The 17,410-nt window shown below is 72.4% G+C and carries 14 protein-coding genes; 4 read left to right on the plus strand and 10 right to left on the minus strand.

What is annotated here, in order from left to right; all coding sequences use genetic code 11:
- Position 1: 1 nt before the first annotated feature.
- Positions 2-889: a peptidylprolyl isomerase gene (locus D7I43_RS12805; RefSeq protein WP_120328699.1), complete on the plus strand. Its 888-nt coding sequence runs from the start codon at positions 2-4 to the stop codon at positions 887-889.
- Between the two features lie 394 nt (positions 890-1,283).
- Here the strand turns inward: D7I43_RS12805 and D7I43_RS12810 are convergent, their stop codons facing one another.
- The 8 genes from D7I43_RS12810 to ruvC all read right to left on the minus strand — a co-directional run bounded on the left by D7I43_RS12810 (position 1,284) and on the right by ruvC (position 10,655).
- Entirely contained in the window at positions 1,284-3,752 is a 2,469-nt protein-coding gene (locus D7I43_RS12810) for a RelA/SpoT family protein (RefSeq protein WP_192902147.1), read from the minus strand.
- Between the two features lie 195 nt (positions 3,753-3,947).
- Positions 3,948-4,514 carry an adenine phosphoribosyltransferase gene (locus D7I43_RS12815; protein ID WP_120328701.1) on the minus strand — a complete coding sequence of 189 codons (567 nt, stop codon included), beginning with the start codon at positions 4,512-4,514 and terminating at the stop codon, positions 3,948-3,950.
- Between the two features lie 106 nt (positions 4,515-4,620).
- Positions 4,621-5,799, minus strand: a complete 1,179-nt coding sequence (gene secF, locus D7I43_RS12820) for a protein translocase subunit SecF (protein ID WP_120328702.1) — start codon at positions 5,797-5,799, stop codon at positions 4,621-4,623.
- 1 nt (position 5,800) lies between these two features.
- Positions 5,801-7,720 carry a protein translocase subunit SecD gene (secD, locus tag D7I43_RS12825; RefSeq protein ID WP_192902139.1) on the minus strand — a complete coding sequence of 640 codons (1,920 nt, stop codon included), beginning with the start codon at positions 7,718-7,720 and terminating at the stop codon, positions 5,801-5,803.
- A gap of 270 nt (positions 7,721-7,990) precedes the next feature.
- A complete protein-coding gene (gene yajC / locus D7I43_RS12830; RefSeq protein ID WP_240032936.1) occupies positions 7,991-8,329 on the minus strand; it encodes a preprotein translocase subunit YajC in 339 nt (112 codons plus the stop codon).
- A gap of 138 nt (positions 8,330-8,467) precedes the next feature.
- Entirely contained in the window at positions 8,468-9,532 is a 1,065-nt protein-coding gene (gene ruvB, locus D7I43_RS12835) for a Holliday junction branch migration DNA helicase RuvB (protein WP_120328705.1), read from the minus strand.
- Positions 9,529-10,131 carry a Holliday junction branch migration protein RuvA gene (gene ruvA, locus D7I43_RS12840; protein ID WP_120328706.1) on the minus strand — a complete coding sequence of 201 codons (603 nt, stop codon included), beginning with the start codon at positions 10,129-10,131 and terminating at the stop codon, positions 9,529-9,531. Before ruvA ends, ruvB begins: the two co-directional genes overlap by 4 nt.
- Positions 10,128-10,655: a crossover junction endodeoxyribonuclease RuvC gene (gene ruvC / locus D7I43_RS12845; protein WP_120328707.1), complete on the minus strand. Its 528-nt coding sequence runs from the start codon at positions 10,653-10,655 to the stop codon at positions 10,128-10,130. The genes ruvA and ruvC overlap by 4 nt, the downstream gene beginning before the upstream one ends.
- 222 nt (positions 10,656-10,877) lie before the next feature.
- On the opposite strand from ruvC, the gene D7I43_RS12850 reads away from it, so the two are divergent.
- Positions 10,878-11,660, plus strand: a complete 783-nt coding sequence (locus tag D7I43_RS12850; RefSeq protein ID WP_120328708.1) for a 3-hydroxybutyrate dehydrogenase — start codon at positions 10,878-10,880, stop codon at positions 11,658-11,660.
- Between the two features lie 14 nt (positions 11,661-11,674).
- The gene (locus tag D7I43_RS12855) at positions 11,675-13,594 is read left to right on the plus strand and encodes a helix-turn-helix domain-containing protein (protein ID WP_120328709.1); all 1,920 of its coding nucleotides are present in this window, start codon (positions 11,675-11,677) and stop codon (positions 13,592-13,594) included.
- Between the two features lie 95 nt (positions 13,595-13,689).
- Here D7I43_RS12855 and D7I43_RS12860 read toward each other — a convergent pair whose 3' ends face one another.
- Entirely contained in the window at positions 13,690-14,298 is a 609-nt protein-coding gene (locus D7I43_RS12860) for a TetR/AcrR family transcriptional regulator (protein ID WP_120328710.1), read from the minus strand.
- An 11-nt stretch (positions 14,299-14,309) separates the two neighbouring features.
- Entirely contained in the window at positions 14,310-15,875 is a 1,566-nt protein-coding gene (locus tag D7I43_RS12865) for an MFS transporter (protein ID WP_120328711.1), read from the minus strand.
- Positions 15,876-16,762: 887 nt separating this feature from the next.
- On the opposite strand from D7I43_RS12865, the gene D7I43_RS12870 reads away from it, so the two are divergent.
- Positions 16,763-17,359: a hypothetical protein gene (locus D7I43_RS12870; RefSeq protein WP_120328712.1), complete on the plus strand. Its 597-nt coding sequence runs from the start codon at positions 16,763-16,765 to the stop codon at positions 17,357-17,359.
- Positions 17,360-17,410: the final 51 nt, after the last annotated feature.

The following is a 17,410-nucleotide window of genomic DNA, read 5'->3' on the forward strand; positions in this document are numbered from 1 at the left end:
CATGGCACCCAGCGGCCCAGACAGACAGCCCCAGGAGGATCCAGGCGTGACGTCCACCAGAGAGCGGCAGCGCGCGGCGGCACGTGCCCGGCTCGAGAAGGAGATGGCCGAGCGCGCGGCCCGGGCCCGCAAGCGCCGGCAGACCCAGGCGATCGTCGGGGCGAGTCTCGCCCTCCTGCTCGTGGTGGCCGGCACCATCTGGCTCGCCACCAGCCTGGGCGGTGACGACGACACCACCGGCACCGACGCCGCGGCGCCGGGCATGTCCCAGTGCGCCTACGTGGAGATCCCCTCCGACCAGCGGATCAAGGAGATCAAGGACGTCGGGCTGCCGGCCAACCAGCAGTCGAACACCGGCACCCAGACGATGACGATCGACACCAACCTGGGGCAGATCACCGCGCACATCGACCGTTCCGAGGTGCCGTGCACGGCGGGCAGCTTCACCCACCTGGCCGAGAAGAACTTCTTCGACAACACCAAGTGCCACCGGCTGGTCACCGAAGGCATCAAGGTGCTCCAGTGCGGTGACCCGAGCGCGACCGGCAAGGGCTGGCGGGAGACCGACGGCACCGGCGGCCCGAGCTACCGGATGGCCGAGGAGAACCTGCCGACCGACAAGCGGCCCCCGTACCCGGAGGGCGTGATCGCCATGGCCAACTCGGGGCAGCCGGGCAGCACGGGCAGCCAGTTCTTCATCGTCTACGGCGACTCGCCGCTGGACCCGAACTACACGGTGCTCGGCACGATCACCGGCGGCCTGGACATCGTCAAGGACGTGGCCAAGGCCGGCGACGACGGGGCCTTCGCGCAGCAGGCCGGTGGCGGCCACCCGAAGAAGGAGATCGTCATCAACAAGCTGACGATGAGCGCTCCGCAGGGCGGCTGAGCCTCCCACGCACCACGTGAAGGCGCCCGCCGGCCCCCTGGACCGACGGGCGCCTTCACGTAAACCCCCCGGAAGTACCCCAGAACCGGAACCCCCTGGCCCCGTGGCCCCATGGGCTCCCCGCGATCTTGCACTTTGCGCCCCGGCAAAAGGGGCACATCTACCCAAGCCAGGGGCCAGAACTGCAAGATCGACGAGGCCGTAGCTCGCACGCGCGCGCGGGGGCACGCGCCCGCGACCCACAGACCTCCGCGATCTTGCACTTTGTGCCCCGACGAAAGGGGCATTTCCGCCCAAGCCAGGGGCCAGAAGTGCAAGATCGGCGGGGCTGTAGCGCGCTCGGGCACGCCTTCGTGGGGGCACTCGTGCCGGCACACCCCGGGCGCGGGGAGTGTCAGGCGCCGGAGGTCACTCGGTAGGCGTCGAAGACGCCGTCCACCTTGCGGACCGCGGCCAGCAGGTGGCCGAGGTGCTTCGGGTCGGCCATCTCGAAGCTGAACCGGCTCACCGCCACCCGGTCCCGGGTGGTGGTGACCGTGGCGGAGAGGATGTTGACCCGCTCGTCGGAGAGCACCCGGGTCACGTCGGCCAGCAGCTTGTGCCGGTCGAGCGCCTCGACCTGGATGGCCACGAGGAACGTCGAGGCGGACGTGAGCTTCCAGCTCACCTCGACCACCCGCTCGCTCTGCGCCTTCAGGTCCTCGGCGTTGGCGCAGTCGTCCCGGTGCACGCTCACCCCGCCGGAGCGGGTGACGAAGCCGAAGACCGCGTCCGGCGGGACCGGCGTGCAGCAGCGCGCCAGCTTGATCCAGACGTCGCTGACGCCGCGGACCACCACACCGGGATCGTGGCTGCTGGCCCGGCTGCGCGGCGGCCGGGTGGCGACGGCGGTCTCGGCGATGTCCTCCGCCGCGCCCTCCTCGCCGCCGTACGACGCCATGAGCTTCTGCACCACGGACTGCGCGCTGACCTGGCTGTCGCCGACCGCCGCGTAGAGCGAGGCGACGTCGGCGAGGTGCAGGTCCCGGGCGATCGCCATGAGCGCGTCGGAGGTGAGCATCCGCTGCAGCGGCATGCCCTGCTTGCGCATCGCCTTGACGATCGCGTCCTTGCCGGCCTCGATCGCCTCCTCGCGCCGCTCCTTGTTGAAGTACTGGCGGATCTTCGTACGGGCCCGCGGGCTCTTCACGAAGCCGAGCCAGTCCTGCGTGGGGCCGGCCGTGTCGGACTTCGACGTGAAGATCTCGATCACGTCGCCGTTGGACAGCGTCGACTCCAGGGGCACCAGCTTGCCGTTGACCCGCGCCCCGATGCACTTGTGCCCGACCTCGGTGTGCACCGCGTACGCGAAGTCCACCGGCGTCGACCCGGTCGGCAGCGGGATGACGTCACCCTTCGGGGTGAAGACGTACACCTCCTGGCTGGACAGGTCGAAGCGCAGCGCGTCGAGGAACTCGCTCGGGTCCGCCGCCTCCCGCTGCCAGTCCAGCAGCTGCCGCAGCCACGTCATCTCGTCGATGTGCGCGGGCGGGCCGACGATCTGGGCGCCCTTCTGCTCCTTGTACTTCCAGTGCGCGGCGATGCCGAACTCGGCCGTGCGGTGCATCGCGTACGTGCGGATCTGCATCTCCACCGGCTTGCCGGTGGGCCCGATGACCGTCGTGTGCAACGACTGGTACATGTTGAACTTGGGCATGGCGATGTAGTCCTTGAACCGCCCCGGCACCGGCTGCCAGTTCGCGTGGATCACGCCCAGCGCCGCGTAGCAGTCGCGCACCGTGTCGACCAGGATCCGCACCCCGACCAGGTCGTAGATGTCGTTGAAGTCGCGCCCCCGCACGATCATCTTCTGGTAGATCGAGTAGAGGTGCTTCGGCCGGCCGGTCACCTCGGCCTTGATCTTGGCGGCCTTCAGGTCCGTGCCGACCTTCTGGGTGACCTGGCGCAGCAGCGCCTCGCGCTGCGGCTGGTGCTCCCCGATGAGCCGGTTGATCTCCTCGTACCGCTTCGGGAACAGCGTCCCGAACGCCAGGTCCTCCAGCTCCCACTTGATCGTGTTCATACCGAGCCGGTGGGCCAGCGGAGCGAGGATCTCCAGCGTCTCCTTCGCCTTCTGCTCCTGCTTCGGCCGGGGCAGGAAGGTCAGGGTCCGCATGTTGTGCAGCCGGTCGGCGAGCTTGATGACCAGCACCCGCGGGTCCTTGGCCATGGCCACCACCATCTTGCGGATGGTCTCGGCCTTGGCCGCGTCGCCCAGCTTCACCTTGTCGAGCTTGGTGACCCCGTCGACGAGCAACGCCACCTCGCCGCCGAAGTCGGCGCGCATCTGGTCGAGCGTGTACTCCGTGTCCTCGATCGTGTCGTGCAGCAGCGCCGCGACCAGCGTGGTGGTGTCCATCCCGAGATTGGCCAGGATGGTCGCCACCGCGAGCGGGTGCGTGATGTACGGGTCGCCGGACTTGCGGTACTGCCCGGAGTGCCACCGCGCCGCCGTGTCGAACGCGCGCTGGAGCAGCCGCGCGTCGGCCTTCGGGTGGTTCTCCCGGTGCAGGGCGATGAGCGGTTCGAGCACCTCGCTCACCTGGGAGGTCTGCCAGGGCGCGTTGAAGCGGGCCAGACGTGCCCGCACCCGCCGCCCGGTGGGCGCGCTCGCGAGCGCGAACCCGGCGCTCGGCGCCGGCTCCCCCGCGCCGTCGCGCAGCGGGACCACGACGTCGGCGGTGGGACGGGTCGGGTGGGACCGGGCGCCGTCGGCGGTGCCGGCCGTGCCGTTGCCAGAGCCCTTCACCCGGGCCGTCGCGCCGCCGTTCCGGTCGGTCACCGAGCCGTTCGCGTCGCCTGTCGGGTGCACCGTGCCCTCCACCGGAGGGACGACATCGTGGGACACCGGCCTCCTCACCGCTCGCCGGAATCACGCCGACCGTCCGGTCGGCCTGGTCTCGCGCCGCCGCCGGACGGCTCACCGTCGGCGTCAGCAAAGGGCAATGCTACCCGCACGGACGGTGCCCTGCCGCTCCGCCGGACGGACCGGGCCGGGTCCGTCCGACGGTCGCCGGTGTCAAACGGTCAGCAGGGCATGGACCGGACGGGGCGCGAGCCGCTGCCGGCCGCCCAGGAAGCTCAGCTCCAGCAGCACCGTGAAGCCGGCGATCGTGCCGCCGGCCCGCTCGACGAGGTCCAGGGTGGCCGCCGCGGTGCCGCCGGTGGCGAGCACGTCGTCGACCACGAGCACCCGGTGGCCGGCGGTGAACGCGTCCTGGTGCACCTCCAGCGTCGCCTCGCCGTACTCCAGCTCGTAGGACGCCGCGTAGGCGGCGCGGGGCAGCTTGCCCGCCTTGCGGACCGGCACGACGCCGACCCCGGCGGCGTACGCGATCGCGGCCGCCACCACGAAGCCGCGCGCCTCGATGCCGACCACGGTGTCGAACGTGTCCCGCCCGTGGTACGCGACGATGCCGTCGATCACCTCGCGGAACGCCTCGCCGTCGGCGAAGAGCGGCATCAGGTCCTTGAACACCACCCCGGGCTTGGGGAAGTCGGGCACGTCCAGCACCCGGCTGGCCACCAGGCGGGCCGTGGCCTCGCCGCTGTCACCGCGCACCTCGGCGCTGTGGGTCTCCGTCACGGCAGCTCCCGTCTCCCTTCCGACGACGACGGCGTCCTGCGTGCTGCTCGCACAGCATGCAGGACGCCGTCAGGTCGTCTCCGACCGGGTCGGCCCCGGTCGACCGTCAGCGGCGCTTCCCGCCCGGCCGGTTCCCACCGCCGCCCGGACGCCCACCCCGGGTGCCGGTCGGCCGCTTGCCCGTGGGACGCGCGCCCACCTTCGGGGCGGCGCCGGCCAGCGCGGCGGCCTCCACGTCGGCGGGTTCGCGGCCGGCGGCCGGACGCGGGGTGCCCTTCGGGCTCAGCTCGCCACGGGCGATGGCGCCGCGCCGGGCCAGGACGCGCTTGGTGTGCGCCTGGATCCGCGGCTCGTAGTCCTTGAGCAGGGAGAGCACCGGCGTGGCGAAGAAGACCGACGAGCAGACCGCCACGAGCATGCCGACGAAGAGCACCAGGCCCAGGTCCTGCAGGGTGACGGCGCCGAGCGGGACGCCGATGAAGAGCAAACCACCGACCGGCAGCAGCGCCACGAGGCTCGTGTTGATCGACCGCATGAGGGTCTGGTTGATGGCCAGGTTCGCGGCCTCGCCGTACGTCTGGTTGTTGTTCGCCGTGATGCCCCGGGTGTTCTCCTGGACCTTGTCGAACACCACGACGACGTCGTAGAGGGCGAAGCCCAGGATGGTGAGGAACCCGATGATCGTCGACGGCGTGACCTCGAACCCGACCAGCGAGTAGACGCCCGCCGTGAGGACGAGGTTGAGCAGCAGCGAGGAGACCGCGCCGACCGCCATCCGCCACTCGAACCGGATGATCAGGTAGAGCATCACCAGCGCGATGAAGATGACCAGACCGAGCAGTGCGCGCTCGGTGTACTGGCCGCCCCAGGCCGCGCTGACCTGGTTCGCGCTGATCTGGTCCTCGTCGAGGTTGAACTCCTGGGCCAGCGCGGCCTTCACGGCGTTCGCCTGGTCGGAGGTGAGCACGGCGGTGCGGAACTCGTAGAACTCGCCGCCGGCGCCGCCGACCCGCTGGGCCGACTCCACGGCGGCCCCGCCGGCCTCGTCACCGAGGATCGTGTTGACCCGGTCCTCGGTCTGGTTCAGCGTGCCGACGCTGGCCGGCACCTGGAACGAGTTGCCGCCCTCGAACTCGATGCCGAGGGTGAAGCCCCGGAAGGCGAAGCTCAGCACCGCGACGAGCACGAGCAGGCCGGCCACCGAGAACCAGAGCTTGCGCTTGCCGATGATGTTGAGACCGGCCTCGCCCCGGTAGAGGCGGGTGGCCAGACCGCTGCGGGCCATGTCAGGCCTCCTTCACACGGGACGGGCGGGTGGTGGCCTGCTCGGTCTCGGCCGAGTGCAGGATGCGGCCGAGGCCGCTGACCCGCGGCGAGAGGAACGCGCGCGTCCGCGCGAACATCGTCATGATCGGGTGCCGGAAGAGGAACACCACGACCAGGTCGAGCACCGTGGCGAGGCCGAGGGCGAAGGCGAAGCCCTTCACCGTGCCGACCGACACGATGTAGAGCACCACGGCCGCGAGGATCGAGATCGCGTTGGCCGAGATGATCGTACGGCGGGCACGCGCCCAGGCCCGCGGAACCGCGCTACGCGGGCTGCGGCCCTCCCGGATCTCGTCCTTCAACCGCTCGAAGTAGATGACGAACGAGTCGGCGGCCACACCGAGCGAGACGATGAAGCCCGCGATACCGGCGAGCGTCAGCGTGAACCCGATGGTCCGCCCGAGCACCACGAGCGCGCCGAAGACCAGCAGCGCGGAGAGCAGCAGGCTCAGGAAGATCACCGAGCCGAGCAGGCGGTAGTAGAAGAACGCGTAGATGATGACCAGCAGCATGCCGATGCCGGCCGCGAGCAGACCGGCCCGCAGGTGGCTGGCGCCCAGGGTGGCGGAGACGTTCTGCTGCTCCTGCGCCTCGAAGGTCGCCGGCAGCGCGCCGTAGCGGAGCTGGCTGGCCAGCGTGCTGGCGTCCTTCTGGGTGAAGCTGCCGGTGATCTGCGAGTCGCCGGTGAGGACGCCCTGGATCTCCGGCGAGGAGATGATCTCGTTGTCGAGCACGACGGCCACGCGGCACTTGCCGTCCGGGCCGAGGGCGGCGGCCTCGCAGGCGTTGCCGTCGTTGTTGAACGACTCGCGGGTCAGGTCGGTCCACTTCTTCTGGCCGTCGCCGGTGAAGTTCAGGCTGACCACCCAGCTGTTGGTCGTGTCGAGCACCGCGCTGGCGTCGTCGACGTCGGTGCCCAGCACCTTCGCCTTGTCGAGCAGGTACTTCGCGGCGCCACCCTCACAGGCCACGACCTGCTGGTTGGGGTCCGAGATCGAGGCCGGCGGCCGGTCGTCGAGCTGGGCGCAGCTGATCGTCGGCACGTTGAACTGCATGGTCGCCGGCAGGACGGCGACCTCCTGCGGGCTCAGCGTGCTGAACGGCTTGAGCTTCTCGGCCGTCGCCGGGTCGGAGAGATCCGCGGGAGCCTGCAGGCCGCTGGCGGCCGTCCAGGCGGCCGCCCCCACCTTCTGCTCGACGGCCTTGCGCTGCTCCTCGATGCTCGCGGGCACCGGCGCCTCGCTGGCGCTCGCCGAGGGCGAGGCGGACGCGCTCGCCGACGCGGACGGGCTCGGGGTGGCGCTGGCGCTGGCGCTCGGCGCCGGCGCCATGCCGCCCTGCCCGCCGGACGGGGAGGCGGTGGCCTTCGCGGAGGCGCTGGCGCTCGGCGAGGCGGTGGCGCTCGGCGACGCGCTGCCCGACGGGGCCGGGCTCGCGCTGGCCGACGGCGTCGGCGCCGGCGCGGGCACCGCACCGCTGCCGTCGGCGGCCTTGAGCACCTTGCGGAAGCGCAGCTCGGCCGGGCTGCCCACGTCGGTCAGGTCCCGGTTCTCACCGGGCAGGGAGATCACGATGTTCCGGTTGCCCTCGGTGACCACCTCGGCCTCGGCCACACCGAACGCGTTGACCCGGTTCTCGATGATCTGGCGGGCCTCTTCGAGGTTCTCCGCCGTCGGGGCCTGGCCGTTGACGGTGTTCTTCGCCTCGAGCGTCAGCCGCGTGCCGCCGATCAGGTCCAGGCCGAGCCGGGGCTCGAGCCGGTCCTTGAAGCTGCCGCTGGCGCCGCCAGAGAAGAACACCAGAAGGTAGAGGACGACGAAGATGCCCGCCAGCACGGCCAACTGCCGTCCGGGGCGCATCTGTCCCTGAGGTGGTGCCACGGCTGTCCTGTCTCCCTGTAACGGTCGCGCCGCCGCCCCCGCGGCGACGGTGTCGGCCGGGGTCGCCGGCCGACGGGTCCACCCGGGCCCGACGCGGGACGCGGCACCGCGCTCCCGCGGACGGCACGGGTGCGCCGACCGGTCACGGAGGTGTGCCGACGCCCGGCGTCGACCCGACTATCCAGTTGTTGCGTCGCGCCCGCTGTCCCGCGCGGGCCCGGCGCGTCCGCTGCCCCGCCCCGGCGGACGACCGTCGGGGTGGGCGGCGGGTCACTCCTTGACGGTGTCCGCGTCCTCGTTCGCCGGGGTGGCCGGAAGCTCGGCCCGGGTGACCACCCGGGCGATGGCCGGCCGTGCGTACCGGGTCTGCACGCCGGGGGCGACCTCGAGCAGGACGGTTTCGTCGTCCACGCCGGTGACCGTGCCGTAGAGCCCGCCGATCGTGACCACCTCGTCGCCCGGGGAGAGCGCGGCCTGCATGGCCTCGGCCTCCCGGCGACGCTTCTGCTGCGGGCGGATCATCATGAAGTACATGACACCGAAGAGCAGCACGATCATCAGGATCGGCGTCAGACTGCCGGCCCCGCCTGCCGATTGTGCGTAATGCACGCTGTTAGACCTTCCCATTGGCCCCACACCGGGCGCGGGCGCGCCGGAGCGGAGGCGGATTCTCACGTCCTGTACAGACCGCGGCGAGTCTAATCCCTGCACCTGGGAACGCCGAATGCGGCGCAGATCACGTTCGGATCACGGCTCATCGGGCGCGGTCGAGAACAGATCGGGCGCGGAAGGGTTATCGGCACCAAATGTACCATTCGGGGGCGTACGGCCGAGGTGCCGCCAGGCGGCTTCGGTCGCCACCCGCCCCCGGGGCGTACGGGCCAGCAGCCCGGCCCGGACCAGGAACGGCTCGCACACCTCCTCCACCGTGTCCGGCTGCTCCCCCACGGCCACGGCGAGCGTGGACAGGCCGACCGGGCCGCCCCGGAACGAGTCGACCAGCGCCGTGAGCACGGCCCGGTCCAGCCGGTCGAGGCCGAGCGCGTCCACGTCGTACACCGTGAGAGCCGCCCGGGCGGTCTCCCGGGTGACCACGCCGTCGGCCCGGACCTCGGCGAAGTCGCGGACCCGGCGCAGCAGCCGGTTGGCGATCCGTGGGGTGCCCCGGGACCGGCCGGCGATCTCCGCGGCGCCGTCGTCGGTGATCGGCACACCGAGGATCCGCGCCGAACGGTGCAGCAACGCCTCGAGATCCTGCGGCGAGTAGAAGTCGAGGTGGGCCACGAAACCGAACCGGTCCCGCATCGGGCCGGTCAGCAGGCCGGACCGGGTGGTCGCGCCCACCAGGGTGAACGGCTCCACGTCGAGCGGGATCGCCGTGGCGCCCGGGCCCTTGCCGACCACCACGTCGACGCGGAAGTCCTCCATGGCGCTGTAGAGGAGTTCCTCCGCCGGCCGGGCGATCCGGTGGATCTCGTCGATGAACAGGACGTCGCCCTCGGCGAGGCTGGTCAGGATGGCGGCCAGGTCACCGGACCGCTCGATGGCCGGGCCGCTGGTCACGCGGATGCCCGAGCCCAGCTCGGCGGCGACGATGTTGGCGAGGCTGGTCTTGCCCAGCCCGGGCGGGCCCGACAGGAGGATGTGGTCGGGCGGGCTGCCGCGCCGCATCGCGCCCTTCAGCAGCAGGTCGAGCTGGTCGCGGACCCGGTCCTGCGCGATGAAGTCGGCCAGCCGCTTCGGGCGCACGCTGGCCTCGGCGTCCCGGTCCTCCTCGTTGACGTACGCCGAGACGAGGCCGTCGCCGGTCATCGGGTGCGGCCCAGCAGCCGGATGGCCTGCTTGAGCAGCACCGGCACGGGCGGGGTCGGCCCGTCGACGGTCTCGGCGACCGCCGCCACGGCCTGGTCGGCCTGCGCGGCCGTCCACCCGAGCCCGACGAGCGCCTGGCGCACCTGGTCGGGCCAGGAGCCGCCGGTGACACCGGCCGCGCCGTCGGCGCCCACCGGCACCGGGCCGATCCGGTCGCGCAGCTCCAGCACCAGACGCTCGGCGCCCTTCTTGCCGATGCCGGGCACCCGGGTCAGCGCGGCCGTGTCGGCGTTGGCGATGGCCTTGCGCACCGCGTCGGGCGTGTGCACGGCCAGCACCGCCTGCGCCAGCCGCGGCCCCACCCCGCTGGCGGTCTGCAGCAGCTCGAACAGCTGCTTGGCGTCGTCGTCGGCGAACCCGTAGAGGGTGAGCGAATCCTCCCGGACGACCAGGCTGGTGGCCAGCCGGGCCGGCTGGCCGACCCGCAGCTCGGCCAGGGTGGACGGCGCGCAGTGCACCGCCAGGCCCACCCCGCCGACCTCGATGACGGCCTGGTCGGGACCGGTCGCCGTCACCACGCCACGCACACTGGCGATCATCTGACTCCTCCTCGTCGGGCCCGGTCGGCCGCGGCGGCGAGCTTCGAACGCGTACCGCCGCGCCAGATGTGGCAGATGGCCAGGGCCAGCGCGTCCGCGGCGTCGGCCGGCCGGGGCGGCTCGGGGAGCCGCAGCAGCCGGGTGACCATGGCCGTCATCTGCGCCTTGTCGGCCTGACCCGAGCCGGTCACGGCCGCCTTCACCTCGCTCGGCGTGTACGTCTGCACGGGCAGCCCGGCGCGCGCCCCGGCGAGCACGGCGATCCCGCTGGCCTGGGCGGTGCCCATCACGGTGCGGACGTTGTGCTGGCTGAACACACGCTCCACCGCCACGCTCTCCGGCCGGTGCTCGGCCACCAGCTCGGTCAGCGAGCGGTCCAGGTGCAGCAGGCGGACCGGCAGCTCGTCGGCCGGGTCGGTGTAGACCACGTAGTACGCGACCAGGGTGCAGGCACGGCCGGGCACACCCTCGACCACGCCGACCCCACACCGGGTCAGCCCGGGGTCGATGCCGAGCACGCGCACGCCGCCTCCTCCCCCAACCGTCGGCAGTACGTGTGTTCGACACCCTACCGATGCCCGGTGACACCCTCCCCACGGGACACGCCGGGACGCCTCCGTCCACCGACATCGCCTCCCGCCGGCGGACCGGCCCGACGAAGTGCCGTGCTCCCACACACCCTGGGGGTCGAGTATGTGTCACCGCCCCATGTGCGCCCGGCCACACAGCTCGTAACTTTGTGCGCCATGACGGCAGAACCCGTGGCGGTCCCCCACGTCGTGAACGTCGACCTCACCGGTCGGACCGCCCTGGTCACCGGGGGTGGCGGTGGCATCGGCCGGGCCTGCGCCCTGCGGCTGGCGGCGGCCGGAGCGGCCGTCCTCGTGGTGGACCGCAACGTCGAGGCGGCCAAGGCGGTGGCCGCCGAGACCGGCGGCCGGGCCGAGGGCGTCGACCTGGCCGACGCCGAGGCGGTGGACCGGATCGACACGGACGTGGACATCGTGGTGAACAACGCCGGGTTGCAGCACGTCGCCGCGGTGCCGGACTTCCCCGCCGAACGGTTCGCCTACCTGCACCGGGTCATGGTGGAGGCGCCGTTCCTGATCATCCGGCGGGCACTGCCGCACATGTACGCCCGCGGCTGGGGCCGGATCGTCAACATCTCCTCGGTGCACGGGCTGCGCGCCTCGCCGTACAAGTCCGCGTACGTCTCCGCCAAGCACGCCCTCGAAGGGCTGTCGAAGGTGGTCGCGATGGAGGGCGCCGCCCACGGTGTCACCGCCAACTGCATCAACCCGGCGTACGTGCGCACCGCCCTCGTGGAGAGCCAGATCGCCGACCAGGCGGCGACCCACGGCATCGCGGAGTCCGAGGTCGTCGAGAAGATCATGCTGGCCCGCGCGGCCATCAAGCGGCTGATCGAGCCGGAGGAGGTCGCCGAGCTGATGGCGTACCTCTGCTCCCCGCCGGCGGACTTCATCACCGGCGCGTCGATCGCCCTCGACGGGGGCTGGACGGCGAGCTAGTGGCCCCGCGCACAATGGGCGTCGTGTCCTCGCCGGTGGAGTTCCTCGAACTGCTCGCCCGGGAGGCGGCCGCGGTCGAGTTCGAGGGACCGCTCGTCGCCGCCCGCGCCGCCGGCCTCCCCGCCGACCAGCTCGCCGAGCTGGAACAGGCGAAGACGGTGGCGCTGCGGGTCCGCGCGCTGCTGGAACGCCGGCGCCGCCGGGAGATCGAGCTGTCCGGGCTGTACGACACGGCCAGCGACCTGGCGGGCCTGCGCGACCTGGACGACGTGCTGCGGGCCATCGTGCACCGGGCGCGGAACCTGCTCGGCGCCGACGTGGCGTACATGACCCTCAACGACGACGAGCGCGGCGACACGTACATGCGCGTCACCGACGGCTCCGTCTCCGCCCGCTTCCAACGGCTGCGGCTGCCGATGGGCGCCGGGCTCGGCGGGCTCGTGGCCCAGTCCGGCGCGCCGTACGTGACGGCGAACTACGCCGAGGACGAGCGCTTCCACCACACCGGTGAGATCGACGCGGGCGTACGCGAGGAGGGGCTCGTCGCCATCCTCGGGGTGCCGCTGCGGCTCGGCTCCACGTCGATCGGCGTCCTCTACGCGGCCAACCGCTCCGCGCGGCCGTTCGCCCGGGAGGAGGTGGCCCTGCTGGTCTCGCTGGCCGCCCACGCGGCGGTGGCGATCGACACGGCGCGGCTGCTCACGGAGACCCGCTCGGCGCTGGCCGAGCTGTCGGCCGCCAACACCACGATCCGCGCCCACAGCAGCTCGGTGGAGCGGGCGGCGTCCGCCCACGACCGGATGACCGCCCTGGTGCTGCGGGGCGGCGGGGTGGAGGACGTGGCCGCCGCGGTGACCGACGTGCTCGGCGGGGCGCTGCTCGCGCTGGACGCCGAGGGGCGGTTGCTGGCCCGCGTCGGCGAGATAGAGGAGCCGGACCGGGCGGACATCGTCGAGGCGGTGGCCGCGTCCCGCACCGAGGGGCGCAGCGTGCGGCGGGGGTCGCTCTGGTACGCGGCCGTCGTGGCCGGCGCGGAGAACCTGGGCGCGCTGGTGCTGCGCCCCGACGAGGAGCTGGTTGACGCCGACCAGCGGATCCTGGAGCGGGCCGCCCTGGTGACGGCGCTGCTGCTGCTGTTCCGCCGTACGGTCGCCGAGGCCGAAGGGAGGGTACGCGGCGAGCTGCTCGACGACCTCATCGCCCGGCCGCTGCGCGACGCCGACGCCCTGCGCAGCCGCGCCCGCCGTCTCGGCGTGGACCTCGACGCACCGCACGTGCTCGTGGCGGTCGGCGACGACGCGATCGCCGCGACCGGCTCGGCCCGGCAGCGGGTGCTCTCCTGGGCCACCACGTACGCCTCGACCCGCGGCGGGCTCGCCGCGGCCCGCGACGGCCGCGTGGTGCTCATGCTCCCCGGCCAGGACGCCGGCGCCAGCGCCCGCGCGGTGGCCCGGGACCTGTCCCGGGTGACCGGCCGGCCGGTGACCGCCGGGGCGAGCGGCCCGTCGACCGGGCCCGCGTCGCTGGCGGTGGCGTTCCACGAGGCGAACCGCTGCCTCACGGCGCTCGGCGCGCTCGGCCGGGCCGGCGAGGGCGCCAGCACGGCCGAGCTGGGCTTCGTCGGGCTGCTGCTCGGCGCGGTCGGCGACGGCGGCGACCGGGACGTGGAGCGGTTCCTCACCACCACCGTCGGACCGGTGATCGACTACGACGCGCGGCGCGGTACCGCGCTGGTCCGGACGCTGGAGGCCTACTTCGGTGTGGGCGGCAGCCTGGCCCGCGCCGCCGAGCAGCTGCACGTCCACGTGAACACCGTGACGCAGCGGCTGGAGCGGGTCGGGCAGCTGCTCGGTGCCGACTGGCAGAAGCCCGAGCGGGCGCTGGAGGTACAGCTCGCGCTGCGCCTGCACCGCCTGCGCTCCCCCGCCCGCTGAGGGCCGCGACGGGCCGTCGCCGGGGCCCGCTGAGGGCCGCGAAGGGCCGTCGCCGGGCTCGCCGCCGCCCCGCCGGGTCAGCCGGACGCGGTCGGTCAGCGGGCTCGGATGCCCTCCAGGACCGCGTCGACCACTCGCTCCGGCAGCACCGTGTCGTCCAGTTCGGGATGCCAGCGCAGCACCCGCTGGATCAGCATCGGGCCGGTCAGCAACGCGAGGGCCAGCTCGATGTCGAGGTCGGCGCGAAGCTCGCCGGTGCGTACACCCCGGTGCAGCACCTCCCGCAGCCGCGCCCGCCGGGGCTCGATGACGCCCTGGTAGAGCTCGTAGCGGTCCCGCGTGCGGTTCACCTCGGGCAGCAGGCAGGGCATGATCTTCTCGGCGCGCGGGTCGGCGTTGCGGCCCACCGTGCCGAGGAGCAGCACCAGGTCGTCGCGGACGGAGCGGCCGGCCGGCTCCGGTGGGACGCCCTTGAGGATGCTCAGGGCGTCCCGCAGGAGGGCGTCCTTGCCCGGCCAGCGGCGGTAGATCGTCGCCTTGCCCACGCCGGCGCGGCTGGCGATCGCCTCGATCGAGAGCGCCTCGACGGTGGTGCCCTCGGCGAGCAGGTCGAGGGTGGCATCGATGATCGCCTCGTCGGCGCGGGTGCTCCGCGGCCGACCGGGCGACCGCGGAGCATCGGCGTGGGACGTCATGTCGGACATTGTCGCCGAACCTAAGCGGTGCCGGCCAACTCCGGCTCGGCCGTCGTGACCTCCCGCACCGAGGTGGTCGCCCGTCCCGGCAGCCAGCGCAGCGCCACGACGATGCCGAGCGCAGCGACCAGCGCGGACAGCGCCGCGGCCCAGTGCATGGCGGTGACGAAGGAGTCGTTGGCCGCCGCGAGCAGCTTCGGCGCCGCCGGCCCGAGCTGGCCGGCCACGGCGTACGCGCCGGAGATGGACTCGTTCGCCGTGTCCCGCGCTCCCGCCGGCAGGCCGGTCAGGGCCGACCCGACGTCGGAGCGGTAGACGGCCGAGAGCACCGAGCCGAGCACCGCCACGCCCAGCGCGCCCCCGACCTGCCGGATCGTGTTGCTGACCGCCGAGCCGACGCCGGCCTTCTCCCGGGGCAGCGCCGACATGATCGACTCCGTGGCCGGCGGCATGATGTTGGCCATGCCCACGCCCTGGATGAAGTAGAAGACCAGCACGATCCAGATCGGAGTCTGCGCGTCGACGAACGCGAACGCGCCGAGCGAGACCACGGTCAACGCCAGCCCGACCGCCGCCACCGCCTTGCCGCCGTACCGCCGGACCATCGCCGCGCTGCGCGGCGCGAAGATCAGCTGGGCGCCGGCGAACGGCAGGAAGAGCAGACCGGTCTCCAGCGGGCTGTAGCCGCGGACCAGTTGCAGGTAGAAGGAGCTGAAGAACAGCACGCCCATCGCCGCGAAGAAGATCAGGCCGACGATGGCCACCGGCGCGGCGAACTGCGGCACCTTGAACAGCCGGACGTCCAGCGACGGGTGGTCGCTGCGCCGCTCGACCGCCACGAACCAGGCCAGCACCGCCAGGCCGCCCACGATCGCCGCCCACACCACCGGGCGACCGAAACCGTGCTCGCCGCCGTCGATGATGCCGTACGTCAACGCGACGAGGCCGACCACCGACAGCACCACGCCGAACACGTCGACACGGCCCGGGTTCGGGTCCCGCGACTCGGGCACCAGCAGGGCCACCAGGATCACGCCGAGCGCGACGACCGGCACGTTGATGAGGAAGACCGAACCCCACCAGTAGCGCTCCAGCAGCGCACCACCGAGGACCGGGCCGATCGCCACGGCCAGGCCCACGGCGCCGGCCCAGACGCCGATCGCGCGCCCCCGCTCGCGCGGGTCGAAGACGTTCGAGATGATCGAGAGCGTCACCGGCATGATCGCCGCGCCGCCGATGCCCATGAGGGCGCGGGCGCCGATCAGCTGGGCCGGGCTCTGGGCGTACGCCGACAGCAGCGACGACAGGCCGAACAGCACGAGGCCGATCAGCAGGAACCGCTTGCGCCCGGCACGGTCGCCCAGCACGCCGAAGGTGAAGAGCAGTCCGGCGAAGACCAGGGTGTACGAGTTGATCGCCCACTCCAGCTCGCCCTGGCTGGCGCCCAGCCCGTGCACCGGGTCGGCGAGCGTCCGCAGCGCGACGTTCAGGATCGTGTTGTCGAGGACGACCACGAGGAGGCTGATCACCAGCACTCCCAGGATCGCCCACCTCCTCGGGTGGCCCGTGTTGTCGCGGATCTCCATGTCCGTCATTCCCCCCGGTTCCCCGACCGTGAAATACGATACGGGTCAGACTCGAAACTGCGGTCAGCCTACGACCGCGATTAACGATACGGAACAGGTCCGTATCGTTTGTGTCCGCCGTCACGCCTCCGCCCGGGGGAGGCAGCAGCCACGGCCGAACGGGCGCCATGGGCTTTCGCGGGTCCACGGGGGTCGCGATGGCGCGAATCACGGTCGCCCCCCGCCCCGGTGATCATGAAGTTATTGCCCTCGTCGACGGCGTGTCGCGGCAATAACTTCATGATCGACGGGGCTGGTGGACAGGGCCGTGTGGGCGGGGGCTGGCCGAAGACCGCGCGGAACGCGCGGAACGCGCGGAACGCGCCTGCGGGCGGCCGGGTGATGTCGTAGACGACTCAGCTCTGAAGGAGCCGGCCAGCGCCAACGGACCTCGCAGGCGACCGATCGCCTGGTGTCCGGTTCTGAGTGGTTTGCGGTGTCAGCCGGTGGCCCTCTGGGTGGTTTGGGGTGTGGTCGGTGGCACCCTGGGGCCGGAATCGTGGGCGGGCCGGGGTCGTTGAACACCCCTGACGGCCGAGGCAGCAGGCCCCCGGCCCCGGTGGCCCGCCGGCACAGGTGAGGTCCCGGGAATGATGGCCGGCCGCCGGCCGTTGAACACCGATCCACGGCCCCGGTAGGGCGTCGCGTCACCCGGCCTCGCGCCGGGAATGACGACCGGCCCCGGGTCGTTGGACACGGACCCGGCCCGGTGCGGCACCCCCGCCCACCACGCGCCGCGGAACCCCGAGACTTTCCCCCCTTCGAGCACCCCCGTGTGCTCGTCCCCCGAGATCCACGCCCCGATCCCCCGAACGGGCGTGGACCTTCACCCCCGAGGAGCTTTCATCATGAACACGATCCTGCGTAAGAGCGTGCTCGGTATCGCTGGTCTGGCGTTCGCCGGTGGCGTGGTCGGTGGCCCGATCGCGGCCCACACCAGCGGCCACCACGCGGTCGACGCGCGGCCGGTGGCGGTCGTGCAGGCGGACAAGCCGGGCGTGGACACGGCGAAGCTGATCCCGCACGGCACCCAGGGTGCGCAGTCGCGTATCGAGCTGAACGACGAGCAGGTCGCGAACGTCAAGGCGATCATCGCGGCGACGAAGAAGTCCGGTATGGACGAGCGGGCGGCGGTCATCGCGATCGCGACGAGCCTGCAGGAGTCGAAGCTGGAGAACCTGGGCCACCTGGGTGACGCCAACGACCACGACTCGCTGGGCCTGTTCCAGCAGCGCCCGAGTTCGGGTTGGGGTACGCCGGAGCAGATCACCGATCCGGAGTACTCGACGATGGCGTTCCTGAAGGGTCTGAAGCAGGTCGACGGCTGGCAGGACATGCCGCTGACCGACGCCGCGCAGACGGTGCAGGTGTCGGCCTACCCGGACGCCTACGCCCAGTGGGAGCAGCAGGCCGCCGACCTGGTCGCCCAGTACTGGAACAGCTGACAACGACACGATGGCCGGCACCCCTCGGGGTGCCGGCCATCGTCGTGTCCA

Source organism: Micromonospora globbae (assembly GCF_003610785.1).
Classification (GTDB): Bacteria; Actinomycetota; Actinomycetes; order Mycobacteriales; family Micromonosporaceae; genus Micromonospora; species Micromonospora globbae.